Genomic DNA, 20,040 nt, shown 5'->3' with positions numbered 1-20,040 from the left:
CCCACCGTCACAGCCGATCGGCTCGGCACCACGGATCCAAAACCAGTGGCATATACACAAGGCATGTTCCCCGGTCAGGGGTGCACATCCTCATATGTGCGCCCCTCCGCACGCCCGTGCGGCTTCGTACGCGAGAATGAGCGTGTGACCTCAGCTACCGACTCGCCTTCGCCTGCCGCTCCCCGGCTGATCGCCACCGACCTGGACGGCACCCTTCTGCGTGACGACAAGACCGTCTCGGCCCGTACGATCGCCGCGCTCGCCGCCGCCGAGGAGGCCGGCATCGAGGTCTTCTTCGTCACCGGACGCCCGGCCCGCTGGATGGATGTCGTCAGCGACCACGTCCACGGCCACGGCCTGGCGATCTGCGCGAACGGCGCCGCGGTCGCCGATCTGCACGCGGACGGCAAGCTGGTCAAGGTCCGACCGCTGCTGCGCGACATCGCCCTGGACGTCGTGCACACCCTGCGCGCCGCCGCACCCGGTACCTCCTTCGCTGTCGAACTGACCACGGGCATCCACTACGAACCGGCCTACCCGCCCTTCCACCTGGATCCCGGCGCCACCGTCGCCGTCGCCGAGAAACTGCTTCGCGAGGAGACGCCCGGCAGCGGCGCTCCCGTGCTGAAGCTCCTCGCCCACCACGACGAACTGTCCCCGGACGACTTCCTCTCCCTGGCCCGCGCAGCGGCCGGCGACCGCGCCTCCTTCACCCGGTCCAGTCCCACCGCTCTGCTGGAAGTCAGCGGCCCCGGAGTCTCCAAGGCCAGCACCCTGGCGCTCTGCTGCGCCGAGCGCGGCATCTCGCCCGCCGAGGTCGTCGCCTTCGGTGACATGCCCAACGACGTGGAGATGCTCAGCTGGGCGGGCACCTCGTACGCGATGGGCAACGCCCACCCGGCCGCACTCGCCGCCGCCTCGGGCCGGACTTCCACCAACGGCGACGACGGCGTCGCGGTCGTCATCGAACGGATCCTCGCCGAACGCCGGATGCCCGACACGGCAGGCTGAAAGGCCTGCGCCCGACACCGGATGCCCGACACGGCAGCTGAGGCCTGCGCCTGCCCGCGACGCGGCAGGCGGGGTCCGCGTCCGGCGCCGCCCACCGCCTTCACGCCGCACAACGTGCTCGGCCGGACGGTGCCGTGCGGCAGCGCCCCGCGAAGCCGGGCCCCGAGCACCCCACCACCGACTCAGATCGGCGCCTCCCACACCACCGTCGTGCCGCCCCCGTCCTCCCCGATGCCGGGCCCGAACCAGCTCGCACCTCCCAGCGACTCCGCCCGCCGTGCCAGGTTCCGCAGCCCACTGCGCCGGCCGCTCTCCGGGATGCCCACCCCGTCATCGGCGACCGACAGCCGCACCGCGTCCCTCCCGTCGGGCAGCGCGAGGCTCGCGTCGACGACCACGTCGATCGACGAGGCCTCGGCATGCCGGAAGGCATTGGACAGCGCCTCCCGCAGCGCGGCAATCAGGTTCTTCCCGGTCAGTTCGCCCACCAGCGAGTCGACCGGGCCGAGGAAGCGGTGCGAGGGCTTGAAGCCCAGCGGGACCGCCGCCATGTTGATCTCGCGCAGGACACGGGTGCGCAGCCCGGACGGTGCCTCCGCGGGCTCCTGCTGCAGCGCGAAGATCGCGGTACGGATCTCCTGGATGGTCACGTCCAGTTCGTCGACCGCCCGGCCGACACCGGTCTGCACCTCGGGCACGTCCGACCTGCGCTGGGCGCTCTCCAGCATCATTCCGGTGGCGAACAGCCGCTGGATGACCAGGTCGTGCAGATCGCGGGCGATCCGGTCACGGTCCTCGTAGACGGCGAGCCGTTCCCGGTCCCGCTGGGCCTCGGCCATCATCAGCGCGAGTGCGGCCTGCGAGGCGAACTGGGTGGCGAGGGTCCGTTCCGTCTCGGTGAACGGCCTGTCGCCCCGGGCGCGAGGGGTGGCGAGCGCGCCCAGCACCCGTCCACCGCTGTGCAACGGCAGCAGCATGCTGGGGCCGAAGTGGTGGGCCAGCTTGGTGACCATGCGGGAATCGGTGGCCGAGTCGTCCACGAAGACCGCCTCGCCACCCAGCAGCTTCGCCACCACCGGGCTCTCCGGCCCGATGATCACCCCCAGCGGGGCGGATGCGTTGTCGTCCGCGGAGACCGCGACGATCTCCAGACCGCCTCCCTCCGCCGGCAGCAGCACGATCCCGGCGGCGGACGCGGCGAGATGACGGGCCTGTTCGGCGACGACGGAGAGCGCGTCATCGGCGTCACCGCCGGAGAGCAGGGCGGTGGTCACGGCCACCGAACCGTCGATCCAGCGCTCGCGCTGACGCGCTGCCTCGTACAGCCGGGCGTTGCCGATGGCGATCCCGGCCTCCGTGGCGAGTACCCGCACCATGTGCAGGTCGTAGTCGTTGAACTCGCCTCCGTCGTCCTTCTCGGCCAGATAGAGATTTCCGAAGATCTCTCCCTGTACGCGGATCGGAACGCCGAGGAACGTCCGCATCGGCGGGTGGCCGGGCGGGAATCCGGCGAACCTCGGATCGGCCGTGAGATCGGCGAGCCTCACCGGACCCGGATCGTGGATCAGTGCTCCGAGCAGCCCCCGGTGTCCGTCGGGGCGGTGCCCGATCTCGCGCGCCACTGCGTCCGGCACTCCGTACGTGACGAAATCGGAGAGCCCCTCACCCTCCTCGTCGACGACGCCGATGGCGGCATAGCGGCAATGGGCGAGTTCGGCCGCGGTCTCGCAGATCCGGTCGAGGGTGGAGTGCAGTTCGAGGCCCGTACCGACGGAGCGCATGGCCTCCAGCAGCTGCGGCACCCGAGCGGTGAGTTCGGTCGACAGGCCCTGCAGGCTGCGGGTCGCCCGCGTCGCGGCTTCGAGTGAGTCCTTCGGGTCCTGCTCTGGCATACCCCGAGACTAGTTAGTCCCTATTGGTGAGGAAAGTTGACTATTGTGCCGTCCGGCTCACGCCGGTACGCCCACAGCTGTTCCGGCCCCCCGTACGGTCTCCCGCTCACGGTCCAACATCCGGCGCAACGGGCCCTCCCCGGCGGCAAGATCGGCGTACGGACCGCGCTGCACGATCCGGCCGGCATCCAGCACCACCACCTCGTCGACGGCTTCGAGCCCTTGCAGGCGGTGAGTGATCAGCACCGTCGTACGTCCCTGGGTGGCGGCCAGCAGGTCCGCCGTCAGGGCGTCCGCCGTCGCCAGGTCGAGATGCTCCGCGGGCTCGTCCAGAACCAGTACGGGAAAGTCGGCGAGGATCGCCCGTGCCAGCGCGAGGCGCTGTCGCTGGCCACCGGAGAGGCGTGCTCCGTGTTCACCGACGAGGGTGTCGAGCCCGTCCGGCAGCGCCTCGGCCCAGTCGAGCAGCCGTGCCCGGTCGAGAGCGGCCCGCAGTTCCTCGTCCGTCGCATCGGTACGGGCCAGCCGCAGGTTCTCCCGGATGGAACTGTCGAAGATGTGGGCGTCCTGGGCGCACAGCCCGACGAACCGCCGGACCGTATCTCCCTCCAGCGAGGCGGCCTCGATCCCGCCGATCCGGTACGTGCCCACTCGCGCGTCCAGGAACCGGAGAAGGACCTGCGCGAGGGTCGTCTTCCCGGAGCCGGACGGGCCGACGACGGCGATCCGGCGGCCGGCGGTCAGCCTCAGGTCGACGGAGTCCAGGGCATCCCGCTCCGCGCCCGCGTACCGGGCCGACAGCCCCCGCACCTCCAGCGGGAAGGGCGATCCCGGTGCCGCTGCCGGGCTGTTTGGTTCGCTCACCGGCAGCGGGGTGTCCAGCACCTCGTACACCCGCTCCGCACTGCGCTTGACCCGCTGCCGGTACTGGACGGCGAGGGGCAGACCGGTCACGGCCTCGAAGGCGGCCAGCGGCGTGAGCACCACCACCGCGAGCTCCACGCCGGCGAGCCGCCCGTCGTGCACGGCCGGGAGGGCGACGAGTGCGGTGACGGCGACGGTGAGGCCGCCGATCAGAACGATGAGACCACCACCGAGCGCGGTGGAGGTCGCAGCGCGGGCGGCGATACGGGTCAGGACTCCGTCGGCCTCCCGGGCACGCGCCCGGCGGTCGGACAGGGCCCCCGCCACGGTCAGTTCGGCGGTCCCGCCGAGCAGATCGGTGATCCGGACAGCCAGGTCGGCGCGTGCGGGGGCCAGCCGGCGTTCAGCACGGCGGGAGCAGGCCCCGCTGACCAACGGCACTCCCACTCCGGCCAGCAGCAGTCCGGCGGCCAGCACCACGCCTGCCGCGGGCAGCAGCCAGCCGATGAATCCGGCGGTCGCCGCTCCCACCACGACGGCGGTCCCGGCGGGCAGCAACCAGCGCAACCAGTAGTCCTGGAGGGCGTCGACATCGGCGACGAGCCGGGAGAGCAGATCGCCGCGCCGGGTCCGGCGCAGACCGGCCGGGGCGACGCGCTCCAGGCCCCGGTAGACCGCGACGCGCAGCTCGGCGAGCATCGTGAGCACCGCGTCGTGCGACACCAGACGCTCGGCGTAGCGGAAGACGGCCCGTCCGAGGCCGAAGGCACGGGTCGCGGTCACGGCGACCATCAGATAGAGCACCGGGGGCTGTTCGGAGGCGCGGGAGATCAGCCAGCCGGAGACGGCCATGAGCCCGACGGCCGAACCCAGGGCGAGGCTTCCCAGCAGCAGCGCGAGTGCCAGCCGTCCGCGCTGAGCCCCGGCGGCCTCCCTGACCCGGGCGAGGACCTGCCCGGAGCGGGCTGCGGTGTCCCGCAGCACCTCGCGGTCCGACGGCGCGTCGCTTGCGTCGGTGGCTGCGCCCGTGGGCCGTGGCATCGCGGCGGATGGCTCGGACTTCTCCGGGCGAAGGGTCACACCCGGTTCCAGCGTCACCACCCGGTCGGCCACCGAGAGCAGCGCCGGGCGGTGCACGACCAGCAGCACGGTCCGCCCCGCCGCCAGTCTCCGTACCGCCTCGACGATTCCCGCTTCCGTCTCGCCGTCCAGGCTCGCGGTCGGCTCGTCGAGCAGCAGCAGCGGCCGGTCGGCGAGGAAGGCCCGCGCGAGCGCGAGCCGCTGACGCTGACCGGCGGAGAGACCCGCACCGTCCTCACCGAGGAGTGTCCGGGCACCGTCCGGCAGTTCCGCGACGAAGTCGTACGCGCCCGCGTCGCGCAGCGCCGCGGTCACCGCGTCGTCGTCCGCGTCCGGCCGCGCCAGCCGTACGTTCTCCGCGATCGTGCCCGCGAAGAGATAGGGACGCTGCGGCACCCAGGCGATCCGCTCCCGCCAGCGCTCGGGCGCCAGCGTCGCCAGGTCGATGCCACCGACCCGCACCCGCCCCTCGTCGGGCGCCGTGAATCCCAGGACGACATCGAGCAGGGTGGACTTCCCGACGCCGCTCGGGCCGACCAGGGCGACGGTCTCCCCCTCGTCCACCACCAATGAGGCCCCGTCCAGAGAAGGGTCGGTACGGCCCTCGTGCCGTACGGTCACCCCCTCCAGTTCGAGCCGCAGCGACGTCGGGATGCCCGCGGTGCCGCCGGGCCGGGGTTCGGTCTCCAGGACCGAGAAGATCTCCTCCGCGGCCGAGAGACCCTCGGCGGCCGCGTGGTACTGCGCTCCGACCTGTCGGAGCGGCAGATAGGCCTCGGGCGCCAGGATCAGCACCACCAAGCCGGTGTAGAGGTCGAGTTCACCGTGCACGAGCCGCATGCCGATGGTGACGGCGACGAGAGCCACCGACAGGGTCGCCAACAGCTCCAGGGCGAAGGACGACAGGAACGCGATCCGCAGGGTCCGCAGGGTGGCCCGGCGGTACTGAGAGGTGATGGTGCGGATGGATTCGGCCTGCGCCTTGGCACGGCCGAATACCTTCAGCGTCGGCAGTCCTGCGACCACGTCGAGGAAGTGTCCGGAGAGCCGGGACAGCAGCCGCCACTGGCGGTCCATCCGTGACTGGGTGGCCCAGCCGATCAGGATCATGAAGAGCGGGATGAGTGGCAGCGTGACCACGATGATCGCCGCCGAGACCCAGTCCTCGGTGACGATCCTGGCCAGGACCGCCACCGGCACGACCACCGCGAGACCGAGCTGGGGCAGATAGCGGGCGAAGTAGTCGTCGAGCGCGTCGACCCCCTTGGTGGCGAGCGCCACCAGGGAGCCCGTGCGCTGCCCGCTCAGCCAGCCCGGGCCGAGCGCGGCCGCCCGCTCCAGCAGTCGGCCGCGGAGTTCGGACTTGACCGCCGCGCCGGCCCGGTACGCGGCCAGTTCGGTCAGCCACGAGACCAGCCCCCGGCCGAGTGCCACCGCGGCGAGCAGAATCAACGGCGTCCGTAGCCCCGCGACGGTCAGTCCGTCCTCGAACCCGCCCACCACCACTTCGGCGACGAGCATGGCCTGGGCGATGACCAGCGCCGCACCGACAACTCCGAGTGCCACCAGGGCTGCCAGAAAGAGGCGGGTCGCTCGGGCGTGGCGGAGCAGGCGCGGGTCGATCGGTTTCACGTGAAACAGCTCCCAGTGGGCTCGGTCGGCGGACCAGGTGTGCTCAGTGCGCTTCGGCGATGTGCTGCGTACCGATGCGCTTGCGGAACACCCAGTACGTCCAGCCCTGGTAGAGCAGGACGACCGGGGTGGCGATCCCCGCGCACCAGGTCATGATCTTCAGCGTGTACGGGGTGGACGAGGCGTTGGTGACCGTGAGGTTCCAGGCGTCGTTCAGCGAGGACGGCATGACGTTCGGGAAGAGCGTCAGGAAGAGCATGGCGACCGCGGCAGCGACGGTCACGCCGGAGAACGCGAACGCCCAGCCCTCGCGTCCCGCAGCGATCGCACCGATCGCGGCGACCAGTGCCACCGCGGCGATGCCCATCGCCAGCAGGCTCCAGCCGTCGCCGTTGTCGCGCTGGGTCCAGATCATGAAGCCGAGGGCGAGCACCGCGGTGACGGGTCCCAGCTTCAGCGCCAGCTTGCGCGACCGCTCCCGGATGTCCCCGACCGTCTTGAGTCCCGCGAACACGGCACCGTGGAAGGTGAAGAGGGTGAGCGTGACCAGTCCGCCGAGGATGGCGTACGGGTTGAGCAGGTCCCAGAAGTTGCCCACGTACTCCATGTCGGCGTTGATCTTCACGCCGCGCACGATGTTCCCGAAGGCCACGCCCCAGAGGAGCGCCGGGATCAGCGAGGTCCAGAAGATCGCGTGTTCCCAATTGGTCTGCCACTTGTCCTCGGGCCGCTTCGCCCGGTACTCGAAGGCGACGCCCCGCACGATCAGACAGACCAGGATGATCAGCAGCGGCAGGTAGAAGCCGGAGAACAGGGTGGCGTACCACTCGGGGAAGGCGGCGAAGGTCGCACCGCCCGCACTGAGCAGCCACACTTCATTGCCGTCCCAGACGGGGCCGATCGTATTGATCAGAACCCGCCGCTCCTTGCGGTCGCGGGCCAGCAGCTTGGTGAGGACACCGATTCCGAAGTCGAATCCCTCCAGGAAGAAGTAGCCGGTCCAGAGGACGGCGATGAGTACGAACCAGACGTCGTGGAGTTCCATCTCTCAGCTCCTCTGCTCTCAGTAGGAGAAGGCCATCGGCCGGTCGGCGTCGCCATGGTCGTCGCCGCCGATCTTGGTGGGCGGGTTGAGGTCGGCCTCCGTGAGTTCCGGCGGTCCGGCCTTGATGTACTTCACGAGCAGCTTGACCTCGATCACCGCGAGCGCGGCGTAGAGCAGGGTGAAGCCGATCATCGAGGTGAGCACCTCGCCCTGCGAGACACCGGGGGAGACCGCGTCGCGGGTCTGGAACACTCCGTAGACGACCCAGGGCTGGCGGCCCATCTCGGTGAAGATCCAGCCCCAGGAGTTGGCGATCAGCGGGAAGAGCAGCGTCCAGAGCGCGACGATCCAGTAGCACTTGGCGAGCTTGGGGCTGAGGGCCTTGTTCTTGAAGAGGACCAGGTGGGGCACTTCGTCCTCGCCGGTCCGCATCCCCGGCGGCAGCATGAACTTCTTCCGCGTCAGCCACAGTCCGAGGAGGCCGAGGGCGAAGGACGCCATCCCGAAGCCGATCATCCAGCGGAAGCTCCAGAAAGCGACCGGGATGTTGGGCCGGTAGTCGCCGGGACCGAACTTGTCCTGCTCGGCCTTGTTGATGTCGTTGATGCCGGGGACGTGCGAGGTGAAGCTGTCGTCCGCCAGGAAGGACAGTATCCCCGGGATGGAGATCTCCACGGTGTTGTGGCCCTTGGCCACGTCGCCGACCGCGAAGATCGAGAAGGGCGCCGCGTCCTGACCCTCCCAGAGCGCCTCGGCGGCGGCCATCTTCATCGGCTGCTGCTTGAACATGACCTTGCCCAGCTGGTCACCGCTGATGGCGGTGAGGAGCCCGGCGATCACCACGGTGACCAGACCGAGCCGCAGCGAGGTCCGCATCACCGGGATGTGCTTCTTGCGTGCCAGGTGGAAGGCGGCGATACCGACCATGAACGCGCCTCCGACCAGGAAGGCGGCGGTGATGGTGTGGAAGAACTGGGCGAGCGCGGTGTTCTGTGTGAGCACATGCCAGAAGTCGGTCAGCTCGGCCCGGCCGCGTTCCTTGTTGATCCGGTAGCCCACCGGGTGCTGCATCCAGGAGTTGGCCGCCAGGATGAAGTACGCGGACAGGATGGTCCCGATGGAGACCATCCAGATGCAGGCGAGATGGATCTTCTTCGGGAGCTTGTCCCAGCCGAAGATCCACAGCCCGATGAAGGTGGACTCGAAGAAGAAGGCGATCAGTGCCTCGAACGCGAGCGGGGCACCGAAGATGTCACCGACGAACCGCGAGTAGTCGGACCAGTTCATGCCGAACTGGAACTCCTGGACGATGCCGGTGACGACGCCCATGGCGATGTTGATCAGGAAAAGCTTGCCCCAGAACTTCGTCGCTCTGAGGTACTTCTCCTTGTTCGTACGCACCCAGGCGGTCTGCAGGCCGGCGGTGAGCGCGGCGAGAGAGATCGTCAGGGGGACGAACAGGAAGTGGTAGACGGTGGTGATACCGAACTGCCATCGCGCCAGGGTTTCCGGCGCCAGAGCTAGCTCCACGTCGTCTTCTCCTTACGTCACCGTAGTCGCACCGGCAGTTTGCCCTTTAAATCCGACTAATCACGGGATGAAACAGGACAGGCTTGTGAACGCGTTCACATTCACAAGCAATTATGGCGCACGGACTTTCGGGACGTTCGGGCGGGGTACCCCTCTTGGGATGTTCCGATCAATCCCCCCGAAGCAGACACCCCCGGAGCGCGGCGGTCCGGACTCCGCCCACGGCCTGGAACGCGAAGGCCCCGTACCTCGGCGACGAGGTACGGGGCCCGGGGCCTCAGATGCGCGCAGGTGGCCGCGCGCCGCTCTACAGGTCCTTGCGGTACGACTCCGTCACCTTCAGGAACAGATCGTTCGCCTCGTCCTCCCCGATCGAGACCCGCACGCCCTCGCCCGCGAACGGCCTGACCACCACACCGGCCCGCTCGCACACCGCGGCGAAGTCGGCGGTACGGTCCCCGAGCCGCAGCCAGACGAAGTTCGCCTGGGACTCCGGCACCGTCCAGCCCTGCTCCGCCAGCGTCCGCTGCACCCGGTCGCGCTCACACACCAGGGAGCCGACCCGCCCCAGGAGTTCGTCCTCGGCACGCAGCGAGGCCACCGCCGCGTCCTGCGCGAGCTGGCTGACCCCGAAGGGCACCGCCGTCTTGCGCAGCGCCGCCGCCACCGGCTCATGGGCCACGGCGAAGCCGACCCGCAGCCCCGCCAGGCCGTAGGCCTTGGAGAACGTCCTCAGCACCGCCACATTGGGCCGGTCCCGGTAGATCTCGATGCCGTCCGGCACCTCGACGTCGCGGATGAACTCCTTGTACGCCTCGTCGAGCACCACCAGGACATCGCTCGGCACCCGGTCCAGGAACCGCTCCAGCTCGGCCCGGCGCACCACCGTGCCGGTCGGGTTGTTCGGATTGCAGACGAAGATCATCCGGGTGCGGTCCGTGATCGCGTCCGCCATCGCGTCGAGGTCGTGCACCTCACCGTCGGTCAGCGGAACCTTCACCGAGGTCGCTCCGCTGACCTGCGTGATGATCGGGTACGCCTCGAAGGAGCGCCAGGCGTAGATGACCTCGTCGCCCGGCCCCGAAGTGGCCTGGAGCAGCTGCTGCGCCACACCGACCGAGCCGGTTCCGGTGGCGAGATGGGAGACGGGCACACCGAAACGGTCGGCCAGCTCGTTCATCAGACCGGTGCAGGCCATGTCCGGGTAACGGTTGAAGTTCGCAGCCGCGGCGAGGGCCGACTCCATCACACCGGGCAGCGGCGGATACGGGTTCTCGTTGGAGGACAGCTTGAACGCAACCGGTCCGTCGGCAGCAGCCGGCTTGCCCGGCACATAGGCGGGGACGCCGTCCAGCTCGGCGCGCAGCTTGGGGCTCGTCTCGCTCACCGCAGGTCCTCCTCGACCGTCTGTACACATCAATACTGCTCACCTTATGAGGATTGGGCGCTGCTGCGAATGGTCGAAGCATCCAATCGTCCGGTGCGACCGGGAATCGAGGGGGAGCGCTTCTCTCTTTGACGTGCGCCGGTGGCTCACGCCGTGGCGCGCGTCCCCCGAAGAGGTGAGATGAGACCTCTTCGAGACATCGGCCGTTTAGCAGGCCCAGCGGGTTCGATGCATGAAACATAACGGTGGATCCAGCCAACACTCTTGCTTTACAAGGCGTTTGACGTCTAATGATCATGCAAAAACGTGCCTGCCAGTAAGTGAATATGCAGCCGGGCCAACCGCCTGTCCGAGCCCTACTATCGGCTCGCCATGACAGCAGCAGGGAAGCACCAGGTGAGCCGGACGGAGACACCCCGGCGCGGCGGCCGGCAGGGACGAGCGGGAATCCGGGATGTGGCCGCCGCCGCCGGCGTCTCCATCACGACCGTCTCCGACGCGCTCAACGGCAAGGGCAGGCTCCCGGACGCCACCCGCCGCCATGTCCGTGAGGTCGCTGAGCGCCTGGGCTACCGCCCTTCCGCCGCGGCCCGAACCCTCCGTACCGGCAAGTCCGGCCTCATCGGCCTGACCGTGACGACGTACGGGGACGAACCCTTCACCTTCACGGAGTTCGCCTACTTCGCCGAGATGGCCAGAGCGGCCACCTCCGCCGCGCTCGCCCGCGGCTACGCCCTCGTCATCCTGCCCGCCACCTCACGCCACGACGTCTGGTCGAACGTCGCTCTCGACGGCACCGTCGTGATCGACCCCTCCGACCAGGACCCGGTCGTCACGGAGCTCGTACGCCAGGGTCTGCCCGTCGTCTCGGACGGCCGGCCGGCCGGAACGCTCCCGGTCACCGCATGGGTCGACAACGACCACCGGGCCGCCGTGCTCGACCTCCTCGACCATCTCGCCGCCGCCGGGGCCCGCCGCATCGGCCTGCTCACCGGCACCACCACCGACACATACACCCGGCTCTCCACCACCGCCTACCTCCACTGGTGCGAGCGCGTGGGCCAGGATCCGGTGTACGAGTCCTATCCCGCCCACGACCCGTGCGCGGGCGCGGTCGCCGCCGACCGGCTGCTGGCCCGCCCCGACCGACCCGACGCCGTATACGGGCTTTTCGACCCCAACGGCACCGATCTCCTGGCTGCCGCCCGCAGATACGGCCTGCGCGTCCCCGAGGACCTCCTGCTGGTCTGCTGCAGCGAGTCCACGGTGTACGCGACGACCGAACCCCCCATCACCACCCTGTCGCTCAAGCCGCGCAGAATCGGCACGGCGGTCGTCCAGCTCCTGATCGACGCCATCGAAGGCGTCGATCACGACGGACCGGTGGAGCAGGTGATACCGACGGAGCTCATCGTCCGGACGTCCTCGCAACGCCGTCCACCCCGCACCACGGTCAGCGCGCCCCGCTCCCCCGCGGGGGACTGATCAGGCGATTTCGGACCAATCGGCCGGTGAACCTGACGTGCGCCCGGATTCACCACCCCTGGTGCGTCACAGAGCACGATTCGCATTCCTATGATGGGCGCACGACACCGCGGACCACCCCGACCAGCAGGGCCCGTCAGGTGTACGGCGGCGCGACGGTGGTGGAGGGGTCGATGACACAGGGGGCCGGTCAGGAACCCGTGGTGCGGACTGCGACGTTGCGTGACTTCCGCGTACCGCCCTATGCGCAGACCCCGGTGCCGCCTTCATCGCCGCACCCGGGCCACGCGGTCCCGGAAGACGAACTGCCTGAGGGGTACACCCCCACCGAGCGCGATCTCCCCGTGATCAACCGCGGTGACACCGTCCAGGTGCGGGCCGTCCCCGACCCCCGGCCCGTCCCGGAGCCGGGGCTCGGACCGCTGTACGTCGTCGGCGATGTCCACGGCTATCTGGACGAGCTCCACGCCGCCCTCGCCGAACAGGGCCTCATCGACACAGAGGGCAACTGGTCCGCGGGCAATGCCCGGCTCTGGTTCCTCGGTGACTTCACCGACCGCGGCCCCGACGGCATCGGCGTCATCGACCTGGTGATGCGTCTCTCCGCCGAGGCAGCGGCCGCCGGCGGCTACTGCAAGGCCCTGATGGGCAATCACGAACTGCTGCTCATCGGCGCCAAGCGGTTCGGCGACACCCCGGTGAACTCCGGTGCGGGCACCGCCACCTTCCAGGCCGCCTGGCTGCTCAACGGCGGCCAGAAGAACGACATGGAGCGGCTTCAGGATGTCCACCTCCAGTGGATGTCCCGGCTCGACGCGGTCGTCGAGGAGGACGGGCATCTGCTGATGCACTCCGACACGACGGCGTACCTCGACTACGGCACCAACATCGAGGACGTCAACGACACCGTGCACGCCATTCTCACGCGTAACGACGCCGACGAGTGCTGGGACCTGTTCCGGAAGCTCACCAAGCGGTTCGCCTTCCGCGACGAGGCGGGTCCGCAGGCCGTCCGGGAGCTGATGTCGGCCTATGGCGGACAGCGCATCGTCCATGGTCACAGTCCCATTCCGTACCTTCTCGGCGAGGTCGGCTCGGAGGACGGGGAGGACGGTTCCGGCCCCGTGGTCGAAGGGCCGCACGTCTACGCGGACGGCCTCGCCATCGCCATGGACGGCGGAGTGACCATGGCCGGAAAGCTACTGGTCGTCCAACTGCCCCTGCATGACTGACGTTCTTCCGGGAAGACGCTTCCACGACCTGACCACGCCGATCACTGGGCCTATTTCCGGAAACCCCCTGTCACCCCGTGCCGTGGGCGCTCTACCATCGGCGTATCAGTAGCAGGCTCTCCTCCGTTTCCGCCCAACTGCCCGGTCCGAGCGGGCACTCAGGCCCAACGGAGCATCGGGGGATGCACATGAAAAGCGCTCCGCACCTGCTGACCGAGGACCGCCCCGAGTACGAGCGGATCCTCGACGACGCACTGCGTCACGCACACGAACGACCGGATCTGGCCGCGGTCGGCGAGCGACTCAATGCCGTCCAGTTGCGCACCATGGCGCTGGACGCCACGGCGCTGATCACCGCCACGGCCGCCACCGAGTACGAGCACTATGTGAAGGCCCGGCAGGAGCTGCGTGGACCGGTCGAAGGAGCGGGCGAGGATTCGGGCGCCGGTCCCGGCACAGGCCGTCAGAACCGGTCGGGCGCCGGCGTAGGGGCTGTCATAACGGTCCTGGCGCCCGTGCTCGCCGGCACCGCCGCATTCATATTCCTGCTGGCCGGCTATCTGCTGAAACTGCTCAGCCCGCCGCCGTCCTTCGCCTCCACCATGGTCACCGCAGGCTGGTTCTTCGCGGCGGTGATGGCCGCCGCGATCCTCGCCGCCGCCGTCGGACTGCTCATCACCGCGCTGCGCAACGGCTCGACGTCGCAGCCCTCCGAGGACGCCGAGGACGAGCTGCCGGAGGATGTGGCACGCGCCCGGGAGGCATGGCGCCACGCGCTGCTGGAACGCGGCATCCTGCCGTTCCTCAGGGACGCGCTCGCCGACCCCGAGGCCGGCCGGGCATCGCGCACACCGCATCGCTCGGCGAACCGCATCCCGAAGATCGGCTACAGCAGACCGGACTTCACGAGCCCGGACGAGGGCCCGGCGGCAGGCCCACGCCCGACGTTCACCAGCCCGGACTTCACCAGCCCCGACTTCGGCGGGCCCGAGCACGAACCGGACTGACCGGGTCCGGTCGTATCGACGAACGCTGGTACGTCCCCTGCCACAGCGCGAGCCTGATGATCAGTCGGCTCCCGCGCCGCCTCGTTCGCCGGCTCTCCGACGCCACCGCGCCCCGGTCCCGCCGCGCACCCGGAGAGCGGCGGACGGGTGGCGAAAGTCCGTGAGAAGACCTTCGCCACCCCGGCGCCGTGCGACGGGCTCAGTCCGCGATCGGCAGATAGACGCGGTTGCCCGCCGCCGCGAATTCCCTGGACTTCTCCGCCATACCCTCGTCGATCTCCGCCTGGGAACCACCGCCGTGTTGACGACGGATGTCCTGGGAGATCTTCATCGAACAGAACTTCGGGCCGCACATCGAGCAGAAGTGCGCCGTCTTCGCAGGCTCGGCCGGCAGCGTCTCGTCATGGAACTCCCTTGCCGTGACCGGGTCGAGAGCCAGGTTGAACTGGTCCTCCCAGCGGAATTCGAAGCGTGCGTCGGAGAGCGCGTCGTCCCAGTCTTGCGCCCCCGGGTGCCCCTTGGCGAGGTCCGCCGCATGAGCCGCGATCTTGTACGTGATGACGCCGGTCTTCACATCGTCCCGATTGGGCAGGCCCAGGTGCTCCTTGGGCGTGACATAACAGAGCATCGCCGTGCCCCACCAGGCGATCATCGCCGCACCGATGCCCGAGGTGATGTGGTCGTACGCCGGAGCGACATCGGTGGTCAGCGGGCCGAGCGTGTAGAACGGCGCCTCCTCGCAGATCTCCTGCTGCAGGTCGATGTTCTCCTTGATCTTGTGCATCGGGACATGACCCGGCCCCTCGATCATGGTCTGCACGCCGAACCGCTTGGCGATCGTGTTCAGTTCACCGAGCGTGCGCAGTTCGGCGAACTGGGCCTCGTCGTTCGCATCGGCGATCGACCCGGGGCGCAGCCCGTCGCCCAGCGAGTACGTCACGTCGTACGTGGCGAGAATCTCGCAGAGCTCCTCGAAGTGCTCGTACAGGAACGACTCCTTGTGGTGCGCGAGGCACCACGCCGCCATGATCGAGCCGCCGCGGGAGACGATGCCGGTCTTGCGGCGGGCGGTCAGCGGAACGTACGGCAGGCGCACGCCGGCGTGAACCGTCATGTAGTCGACGCCCTGCTCGGCCTGCTCGATGACGGTGTCCTTGTAGATCTCCCAGGTCAGCTCCTCGGCCTTGCCGTCGACCTTTTCGAGGGCCTGGTAGAGGGGAACGGTGCCGATCGGCACAGGGGAGTTGCGCAGAACCCACTCACGGGTGGTGTGAATGTTGCGTCCGGTGGAAAGGTCCATGACCGTGTCGGCGCCCCAGCGCGTCGCCCATGTCATCTTCTCCACCTCCTCCTCGATGGAGGACGTCACCGCGGAGTTGCCGATGTTTGCATTGACCTTCACCAGGAACCGCTTGCCGATGATCATCGGCTCGGTCTCGGGATGGTTGACATTGGCCGGCAGCACGGCCCGGCACGCGGCGATCTCCTCGCGCACCACCTCGGGTTCGACGTCCTCCCGGATCGCCACGTACTCCATCTCCGGAGTGATCTCGCCCCGGCGGGCGTATGCGAGCTGGGTGACCGGCCGGCCGTCCCGGCTGCGGCGGGGCAGCCGCGGGCGGCCGGGGAAGACGGCGTCGAGGTTGCGCAGCCCTTCCCCGAGCTCTCGGCTTCGCTCGAGCAGGGGAGACCCCATTCGCGGCGAGGTGTGCTTGAGCCCGTCGTCCTCGGGGCGGGCCGGGCGACCCGGGTACTCCTCGGTGTCGCCGCGCGCGGTGATCCAGTTCTCCCGCAGCGGTGCGAGACCGCGACGGACATCGGTCTCGGTGGTGGGATCGGTGTACGGCCCCGACGTGTCGTACAGCGTCACGTCCTTGCCGTTGGTGAGGTGCACCTGACGGACCGGCACCCGGAGGTCCGGGCGTGAGCCCTGGACGTACCCCTTGTGCCAGCCGATGGACTTCCCGGCCTCGTCGCTCTGGTTCGAGGCAGGCGTGCGTGCGTCCGATGTGGTCATGAGACCTACTCCCTACGCCGGCATTACCCGGTAACAGGTTCGGCGGTCGGCGCAGCAGCCTGTCCCGTACAGATGTACGGATATCAGCGCCCTCTCAGCCCGGTGCTCCGAGCTCCCGCGTGTGCAAAGGTCCCCCCACGCTAGCGCCCCGTCCGGCGGAATGAACAGAGGGCCCTTTTCTTCTTGCGATGATCGGCCGGTGACGTCCCCCCAGAACGACCCCGACCCGCAGGGCCCTCAGCATGGCCATTCACACGGCCACGGCCCCGCAGCGCCCGTCTCCAAGCATCTGCGCAAGGTCATCGCCGCCGTACTGATCCCGTTCGCCACCGCGGTCGTCGTCGGCTTGGTGGCGCTCTGGCCGGGAGGTGCGCCCCCGCACGAGCGGACCGGTGTCGGTTTCGACCAGCAGACCCAGCAGGCCAAGGTGGTGAAGATCGACAAGGTGGACTGCAAGGAAGTGAACGCTGCCCAGATGCCCACCAGTGGCGACACCACGACGCCGCTGGGGAACGGGGCGGGGCTGTGCGAGAAAGCCACCGTCGAAGTGACGACCGGCCATGACGAGGGCCGGACCTTCCTCGAGATCGTCCAGCCCGACGCACCACGTCAGTTGCGCGAGGGACAGGGCGTGGTCGTGGCGTACGCCCCCGACGCCCCCCATGATCTGCAGTACTCGGTGACGGATGTGAACCGGAAGTTCCCGATGACGCTGCTGGCCGGGGTCTTCGCCCTGGTGGTGGTCGCGGTGGGCAGGATGCGTGGCGTGATGGCGCTGGTCGCGCTCGCGGTGTCGTTCGCCGTGCTGACGCTGTTCATCCTCCCGGCCGTCCTACAGGGCTCGAATCCACTGCTCGTCGCAGTGATCGGGGCCAGTGCGATCATGCTGATCGCGCTCTACATGTGCCACGGCCTGACCGCCCGCACCTCGGTCGCCGTCATCGGCACCCTGATCTCCCTGCTGCTGATCGGGCTGCTCGGATCACTCTTCATCGGCTGGGCCGGCCTGACCGGCAACACCGATGACAGCACCGGCCTCATCCACGGCCTGTACCCGCACATCGACATGAGCGGTCTACTGCTGGCCGGTGTGATCATCGGCTCGCTCGGGGTGCTCGACGATGTGACGGTCACCCAGACATCTGCGGTCTGGGAGCTGCACCAGGCGAACCCGACGATGGGTGCGCGGGGTCTCTACCGGGCAGGGATCAGGATCGGGCGCGATCACATCGCCTCGGTCGTCAATACGCTGGTGCTGGCCTACGCGGGCGCGGCGCTGCCGCTGCTGCTGCTGTTCTCGATCGCCCGGAGCAGCGTAGGGACGGTGGCCAACAGCGAACTGGTGGCGGAGGAGATCGTGCGAACGCTGGTCGGCTCGATCGGACTGGTCGCCTCGGTACCGGTGACGACCGTGCTCGCCGCGCTGGTCGTCTCCGCGGACCGCACGGGGCTCGGCGCGGAAGCCGTAGCTCCAGCACCCGTACGGACCGGGAAGGGCCGCCGTCGAAGGGCGAGGGCTTGAACGCCTCCACACGGAGAGCGATTCACCCATTCGGCGGATATCGTGTTCGACCGGCGGGCCGACCTGCGGCGCCGCGCTCGTCAGCCGGCGTTCTGTTCCTCCGTGAGGATCCGGCCCAGGGCCTCTTCCAGATTGCCCTCGAAGTCACCCAACGTGCACTCCTGCCCGAGCGGCACGAGTTTGTCGGTGCGGTCGAGAAAGGCCACGAGCGGTGCCGTACCGGCCCTGAAGAGGGCGCGATCCGTGCCCACCTGGAGACGGATGTGTACATCGGACAACCCCTCGGGCTCCGTGGGCCCGATGTGCACATCGCCGTCCCCACTGGGGCTGTTGAGGCCGTCGAGCAGCAGCTCACGGCCGAATGCCCAGGTGACGGGGGCGTCGCCGGGCAGATGGAAGGTCATCCGGATCGCATATGGATCGCAGACTTCGTATCGGAGCTCCACCGGGATCCGAAAAGAGAGCTCCTCGGAAACGAGGAAGCTCATCATGACCTCAGCTTGAACCGACTCGCGCATCGTTCAACCCCGCAGTAGATGAATCTGGCCAGGAATGATCCCCCGTGGCCCTATTGACGCCATCGTGGTGCACGCGATAGCAGATCACAAGGAGTGATTTTTCAGATACTGATAGAGAACACGAACGAGCGCAAGAGGCTGGCCACTTCGCAACGTAGTTGTTCGACTGCGGGGAGCAATCGGTCTTCCTGCTCCAGGGGTACGGAAATAGCCATCGCTGCAGCAGTGAAACCGGCGGCGATCGGGATGGCCGCACAGACCGTCCCCAGGGCGTACTCCTGTCGTTCGATGACAGGTTCCATGCGTTCCAACGACCGCAATCTCTCCAGAAGCGCCGCGCGGTCCCGCACCGAATAGCGGGTCAGCGGACGTACGGGGTGCCGGTCCAGATGATCCTCGCGGGCCCTCTCGTCGAGCCGGCTCAGCAGACACTGGCCGATCGCATGGGCGTGGCCGGTCTCCCGGAAGGATGCCCACTCGTCCACCGCGGGTGTGACGGGGTCGTCGGCGACCGCGACGAGTTCGATCTCGCCCTCGCGGTAGACGGCGCAGTACACCGGTGCGCCGATGGTGTCGCGCCAGCGGCTCAGCGACTCCGTCATCCGGCTGCGACGATTCCGCAGCGTTCCTCCGCCGACCAGGCGCTCCGCGGCGGCGCCGAAGAGAAAGACGCCGCTCTCCCGGCGCAGATAGCCCTCATGGGTCAGAGTGCGCAGCAGGTGGTAGGCGGTGGGAAGGGGAAGACCCGCCTCCCTGGCCAGCTGCTTCGCGGGCGCCCCGTCTCGATGGGCGCCCACAGCTTCCAGCAGCCTCAGCGCTCGCTGTACCGAACCGATCAGCGTCGGGACAGCAGTGCTCGATGCCGTGGTCAACGGTCACCCCCAGGCATGGTGACGGGCAGTCAGCCCGCCTGTGGGGGCCGCCCCCACGAACCGCCGCATGTCTGGGCTCCGGAGTCCGAACGCCGTACAAACCACTGGCCAGAGTGGTGACAGACAGTCAATTCCCAGGTGGCGGCAGCAGATTTCCACCATATCGGCCGTATCCGCCAGGAGTGTCGTTTCGTCTTGTACTTAGCTCAGCTGGGCTAATCCTCCGCCCCGTTTCCGATCTTCCTACCAGTCGCTGCGCGAGGAGGAGGATGACATGAACTTGCGTACGACGAAGACGAGTCCTCCGACCAGGATCACGAAGACCAGAACCTTGAAGAGCAGACCGATCACGAACCCGACCACGCTGGCGATCAGACCGCCGAACACGACGATCGCGATGACCGGCACCGCGATCCACTTCACCCACCAGGGCATCCCCGCGAATATCTCCCGCACCGCCATCGTCCTTACCTCGTCTCTGTGAGTTCCTGCTTTCGATGCTAGAGGCGCAGAGGGGGCCGGCGGGGGTTCCGCAGCCCTTGAAGTCCCCTGATCGACCCCCTAGGGATCCCTGGGACCGGAGTCCGGCCCTCCGTAGGAGCGGGCTCAGCTCTCCGGCGGGGAGAAGACCACCATGACCCGCAGGTCCTCGGTGATGTGGTGGAACTTGTGGGCCACACCGGCGGGCACGTACACCACGCTTCCTCTGCCCACCTGCGTGGTTTCCATGCCGACCGTGATCGAGGCGCGGCCGCTGACGACGAAGTAGACCTCGTCCTCCTTGTGCGGCTGCTGCGTGTCCAGTTCACCGGCGTCCAGCGCGTACAGGCCGACGGACATGTTCCGTTCCTTCACGAACTGCAGGTACGCGCCGTTGTTGGCGGCCCGCTCCGCTTCCAGTTCGTCCAGTCTGAATGCCTTCATGGCCCGTCCGCCCCTTGCCTCT

Annotated in this window: 15 protein-coding genes and 1 riboswitch; of the genes, 5 read left to right on the top strand and 10 right to left on the bottom strand. The window is 68.6% G+C overall.

Going from position 1 to position 20,040, the window contains the following annotated elements; translation table 11 throughout:
- The first annotated feature begins 144 nt into the window (after nt 1-144).
- Nucleotides 145-1,011, top strand: a complete 867-nt coding sequence (locus ACF1B9_RS09615; RefSeq protein ID WP_391741245.1) for a Cof-type HAD-IIB family hydrolase — start codon at nt 145-147, stop codon at nt 1,009-1,011.
- 182 nt (nt 1,012-1,193) lie between these two features.
- Here the strand turns inward: ACF1B9_RS09615 and ACF1B9_RS09610 are convergent, their stop codons facing one another.
- The 5 genes from ACF1B9_RS09610 to hisC form a co-directional block, all read right to left on the bottom strand.
- Nucleotides 1,194-2,903, bottom strand: a complete 1,710-nt coding sequence (locus ACF1B9_RS09610) for a GAF domain-containing sensor histidine kinase (RefSeq protein WP_391741247.1) — start codon at nt 2,901-2,903, stop codon at nt 1,194-1,196.
- Nucleotides 2,904-2,960: 57 nt separating this feature from the next.
- Nucleotides 2,961-6,479, bottom strand: a complete 3,519-nt coding sequence (gene cydD / locus ACF1B9_RS09605; protein ID WP_391741248.1) for a thiol reductant ABC exporter subunit CydD — start codon at nt 6,477-6,479, stop codon at nt 2,961-2,963.
- Nucleotides 6,480-6,522: 43 nt separating this feature from the next.
- Nucleotides 6,523-7,524, bottom strand: coding sequence for a cytochrome d ubiquinol oxidase subunit II (cydB, locus tag ACF1B9_RS09600; RefSeq protein WP_351076273.1), 1,002 nt, complete (start codon nt 7,522-7,524; stop codon nt 6,523-6,525).
- Nucleotides 7,525-7,542: 18 nt separating this feature from the next.
- The gene (locus ACF1B9_RS09595; protein WP_391741250.1) at nt 7,543-9,054 is read right to left on the bottom strand and encodes a cytochrome ubiquinol oxidase subunit I; all 1,512 of its coding nucleotides are present in this window, start codon (nt 9,052-9,054) and stop codon (nt 7,543-7,545) included.
- 307 nt (nt 9,055-9,361) lie between these two features.
- Nucleotides 9,362-10,441, bottom strand: a complete 1,080-nt coding sequence (hisC, locus tag ACF1B9_RS09590) for a histidinol-phosphate transaminase (protein ID WP_376274506.1) — start codon at nt 10,439-10,441, stop codon at nt 9,362-9,364.
- Nucleotides 10,442-10,813: 372 nt separating this feature from the next.
- Between hisC and ACF1B9_RS09585 the strand changes: the two genes are divergently transcribed.
- The 3 genes from ACF1B9_RS09585 to ACF1B9_RS09575 all read left to right on the top strand — a co-directional run bounded on the left by ACF1B9_RS09585 (nt 10,814) and on the right by ACF1B9_RS09575 (nt 14,165).
- A complete protein-coding gene (locus ACF1B9_RS09585) occupies nt 10,814-11,926 on the top strand; it encodes a LacI family DNA-binding transcriptional regulator (protein ID WP_351076280.1) in 1,113 nt (370 codons plus the stop codon).
- Nucleotides 11,927-12,099: 173 nt separating this feature from the next.
- Nucleotides 12,100-13,158 carry a metallophosphoesterase gene (locus ACF1B9_RS09580; protein ID WP_391741252.1) on the top strand — a complete coding sequence of 353 codons (1,059 nt, stop codon included), beginning with the start codon at nt 12,100-12,102 and terminating at the stop codon, nt 13,156-13,158.
- 182 nt (nt 13,159-13,340) lie between these two features.
- Nucleotides 13,341-14,165 carry a hypothetical protein gene (locus ACF1B9_RS09575; RefSeq protein WP_391741254.1) on the top strand — a complete coding sequence of 275 codons (825 nt, stop codon included), beginning with the start codon at nt 13,341-13,343 and terminating at the stop codon, nt 14,163-14,165.
- Nucleotides 14,166-14,364: 199 nt separating this feature from the next.
- Here the strand turns inward: ACF1B9_RS09575 and thiC are convergent, their stop codons facing one another.
- Nucleotides 14,365-16,182, bottom strand: coding sequence for a phosphomethylpyrimidine synthase ThiC (gene thiC / locus ACF1B9_RS09570; protein ID WP_391741255.1), 1,818 nt, complete (start codon nt 16,180-16,182; stop codon nt 14,365-14,367).
- Nucleotides 16,175-16,311: riboswitch (TPP riboswitch) on the bottom strand. Its footprint overlaps the gene before it by 8 nt.
- Before the next feature lie 70 nt (nt 16,312-16,381).
- Here thiC and ACF1B9_RS09565 point away from each other — a divergent pair.
- Nucleotides 16,382-17,704, top strand: coding sequence for a YibE/F family protein (locus ACF1B9_RS09565; protein ID WP_391741257.1), 1,323 nt, complete (start codon nt 16,382-16,384; stop codon nt 17,702-17,704).
- An 80-nt stretch (nt 17,705-17,784) separates the two neighbouring features.
- On the opposite strand, the gene ACF1B9_RS09560 is transcribed toward ACF1B9_RS09565, so the two are convergent.
- From ACF1B9_RS09560 to ACF1B9_RS09545, 4 genes are all read right to left on the bottom strand, one after another.
- Nucleotides 17,785-18,222, bottom strand: a complete 438-nt coding sequence (locus ACF1B9_RS09560) for an SsgA family sporulation/cell division regulator (RefSeq protein ID WP_351076299.1) — start codon at nt 18,220-18,222, stop codon at nt 17,785-17,787.
- Nucleotides 18,223-18,323: 101 nt separating this feature from the next.
- A complete protein-coding gene (locus tag ACF1B9_RS09555; RefSeq protein WP_391741258.1) occupies nt 18,324-19,094 on the bottom strand; it encodes an IclR family transcriptional regulator in 771 nt (256 codons plus the stop codon).
- A gap of 243 nt (nt 19,095-19,337) precedes the next feature.
- The gene (locus tag ACF1B9_RS09550; protein ID WP_093895169.1) at nt 19,338-19,550 is read right to left on the bottom strand and encodes a DUF5326 family protein; all 213 of its coding nucleotides are present in this window, start codon (nt 19,548-19,550) and stop codon (nt 19,338-19,340) included.
- Nucleotides 19,551-19,700: 150 nt separating this feature from the next.
- On the bottom strand, nt 19,701-20,018 hold the full coding sequence (locus tag ACF1B9_RS09545) for a cupin domain-containing protein (RefSeq protein WP_351076305.1): 318 nt from the start codon (nt 20,016-20,018) through the stop codon (nt 19,701-19,703).
- Nucleotides 20,019-20,040 lie beyond the last annotated feature (22 nt).

Source organism: Streptomyces sp. NPDC014727, assembly GCF_043083485.1.
Classification (GTDB): domain Bacteria; phylum Actinomycetota; class Actinomycetes; order Streptomycetales; family Streptomycetaceae; genus Streptomyces.
This window is presented reverse-complemented; position numbering and strand designations above follow the sequence as displayed.

Bases quoted from the DNA above. Each gene is read 5' to 3' on its own strand.
- ACF1B9_RS09610 (WP_391741247.1), bottom strand. From the start codon at position 2,903: ATGCCAGAGCAGGACCCGAAGGACTCACTCGAAGCCGCGACGCGGGCG.
- cydB (WP_351076273.1), bottom strand. From the start codon at position 7,524: ATGGAACTCCACGACGTCTGGTTCGTACTCATCGCCGTCCTCTGGACC.
- ACF1B9_RS09585 (WP_351076280.1), top strand. From the start codon at position 10,814: ATGACAGCAGCAGGGAAGCACCAGGTGAGCCGGACGGAGACACCCCGG.
- ACF1B9_RS09580 (WP_391741252.1), top strand. From the start codon at position 12,100: ATGACACAGGGGGCCGGTCAGGAACCCGTGGTGCGGACTGCGACGTTG.
- ACF1B9_RS09575 (WP_391741254.1), top strand. From the start codon at position 13,341: ATGCACATGAAAAGCGCTCCGCACCTGCTGACCGAGGACCGCCCCGAG.
- thiC (WP_391741255.1), bottom strand. From the start codon at position 16,182: ATGACCACATCGGACGCACGCACGCCTGCCTCGAACCAGAGCGACGAG.
- ACF1B9_RS09560 (WP_351076299.1), bottom strand. From the start codon at position 18,222: ATGCGCGAGTCGGTTCAAGCTGAGGTCATGATGAGCTTCCTCGTTTCC.
- ACF1B9_RS09545 (WP_351076305.1), bottom strand. From the start codon at position 20,018: ATGAAGGCATTCAGACTGGACGAACTGGAAGCGGAGCGGGCCGCCAAC.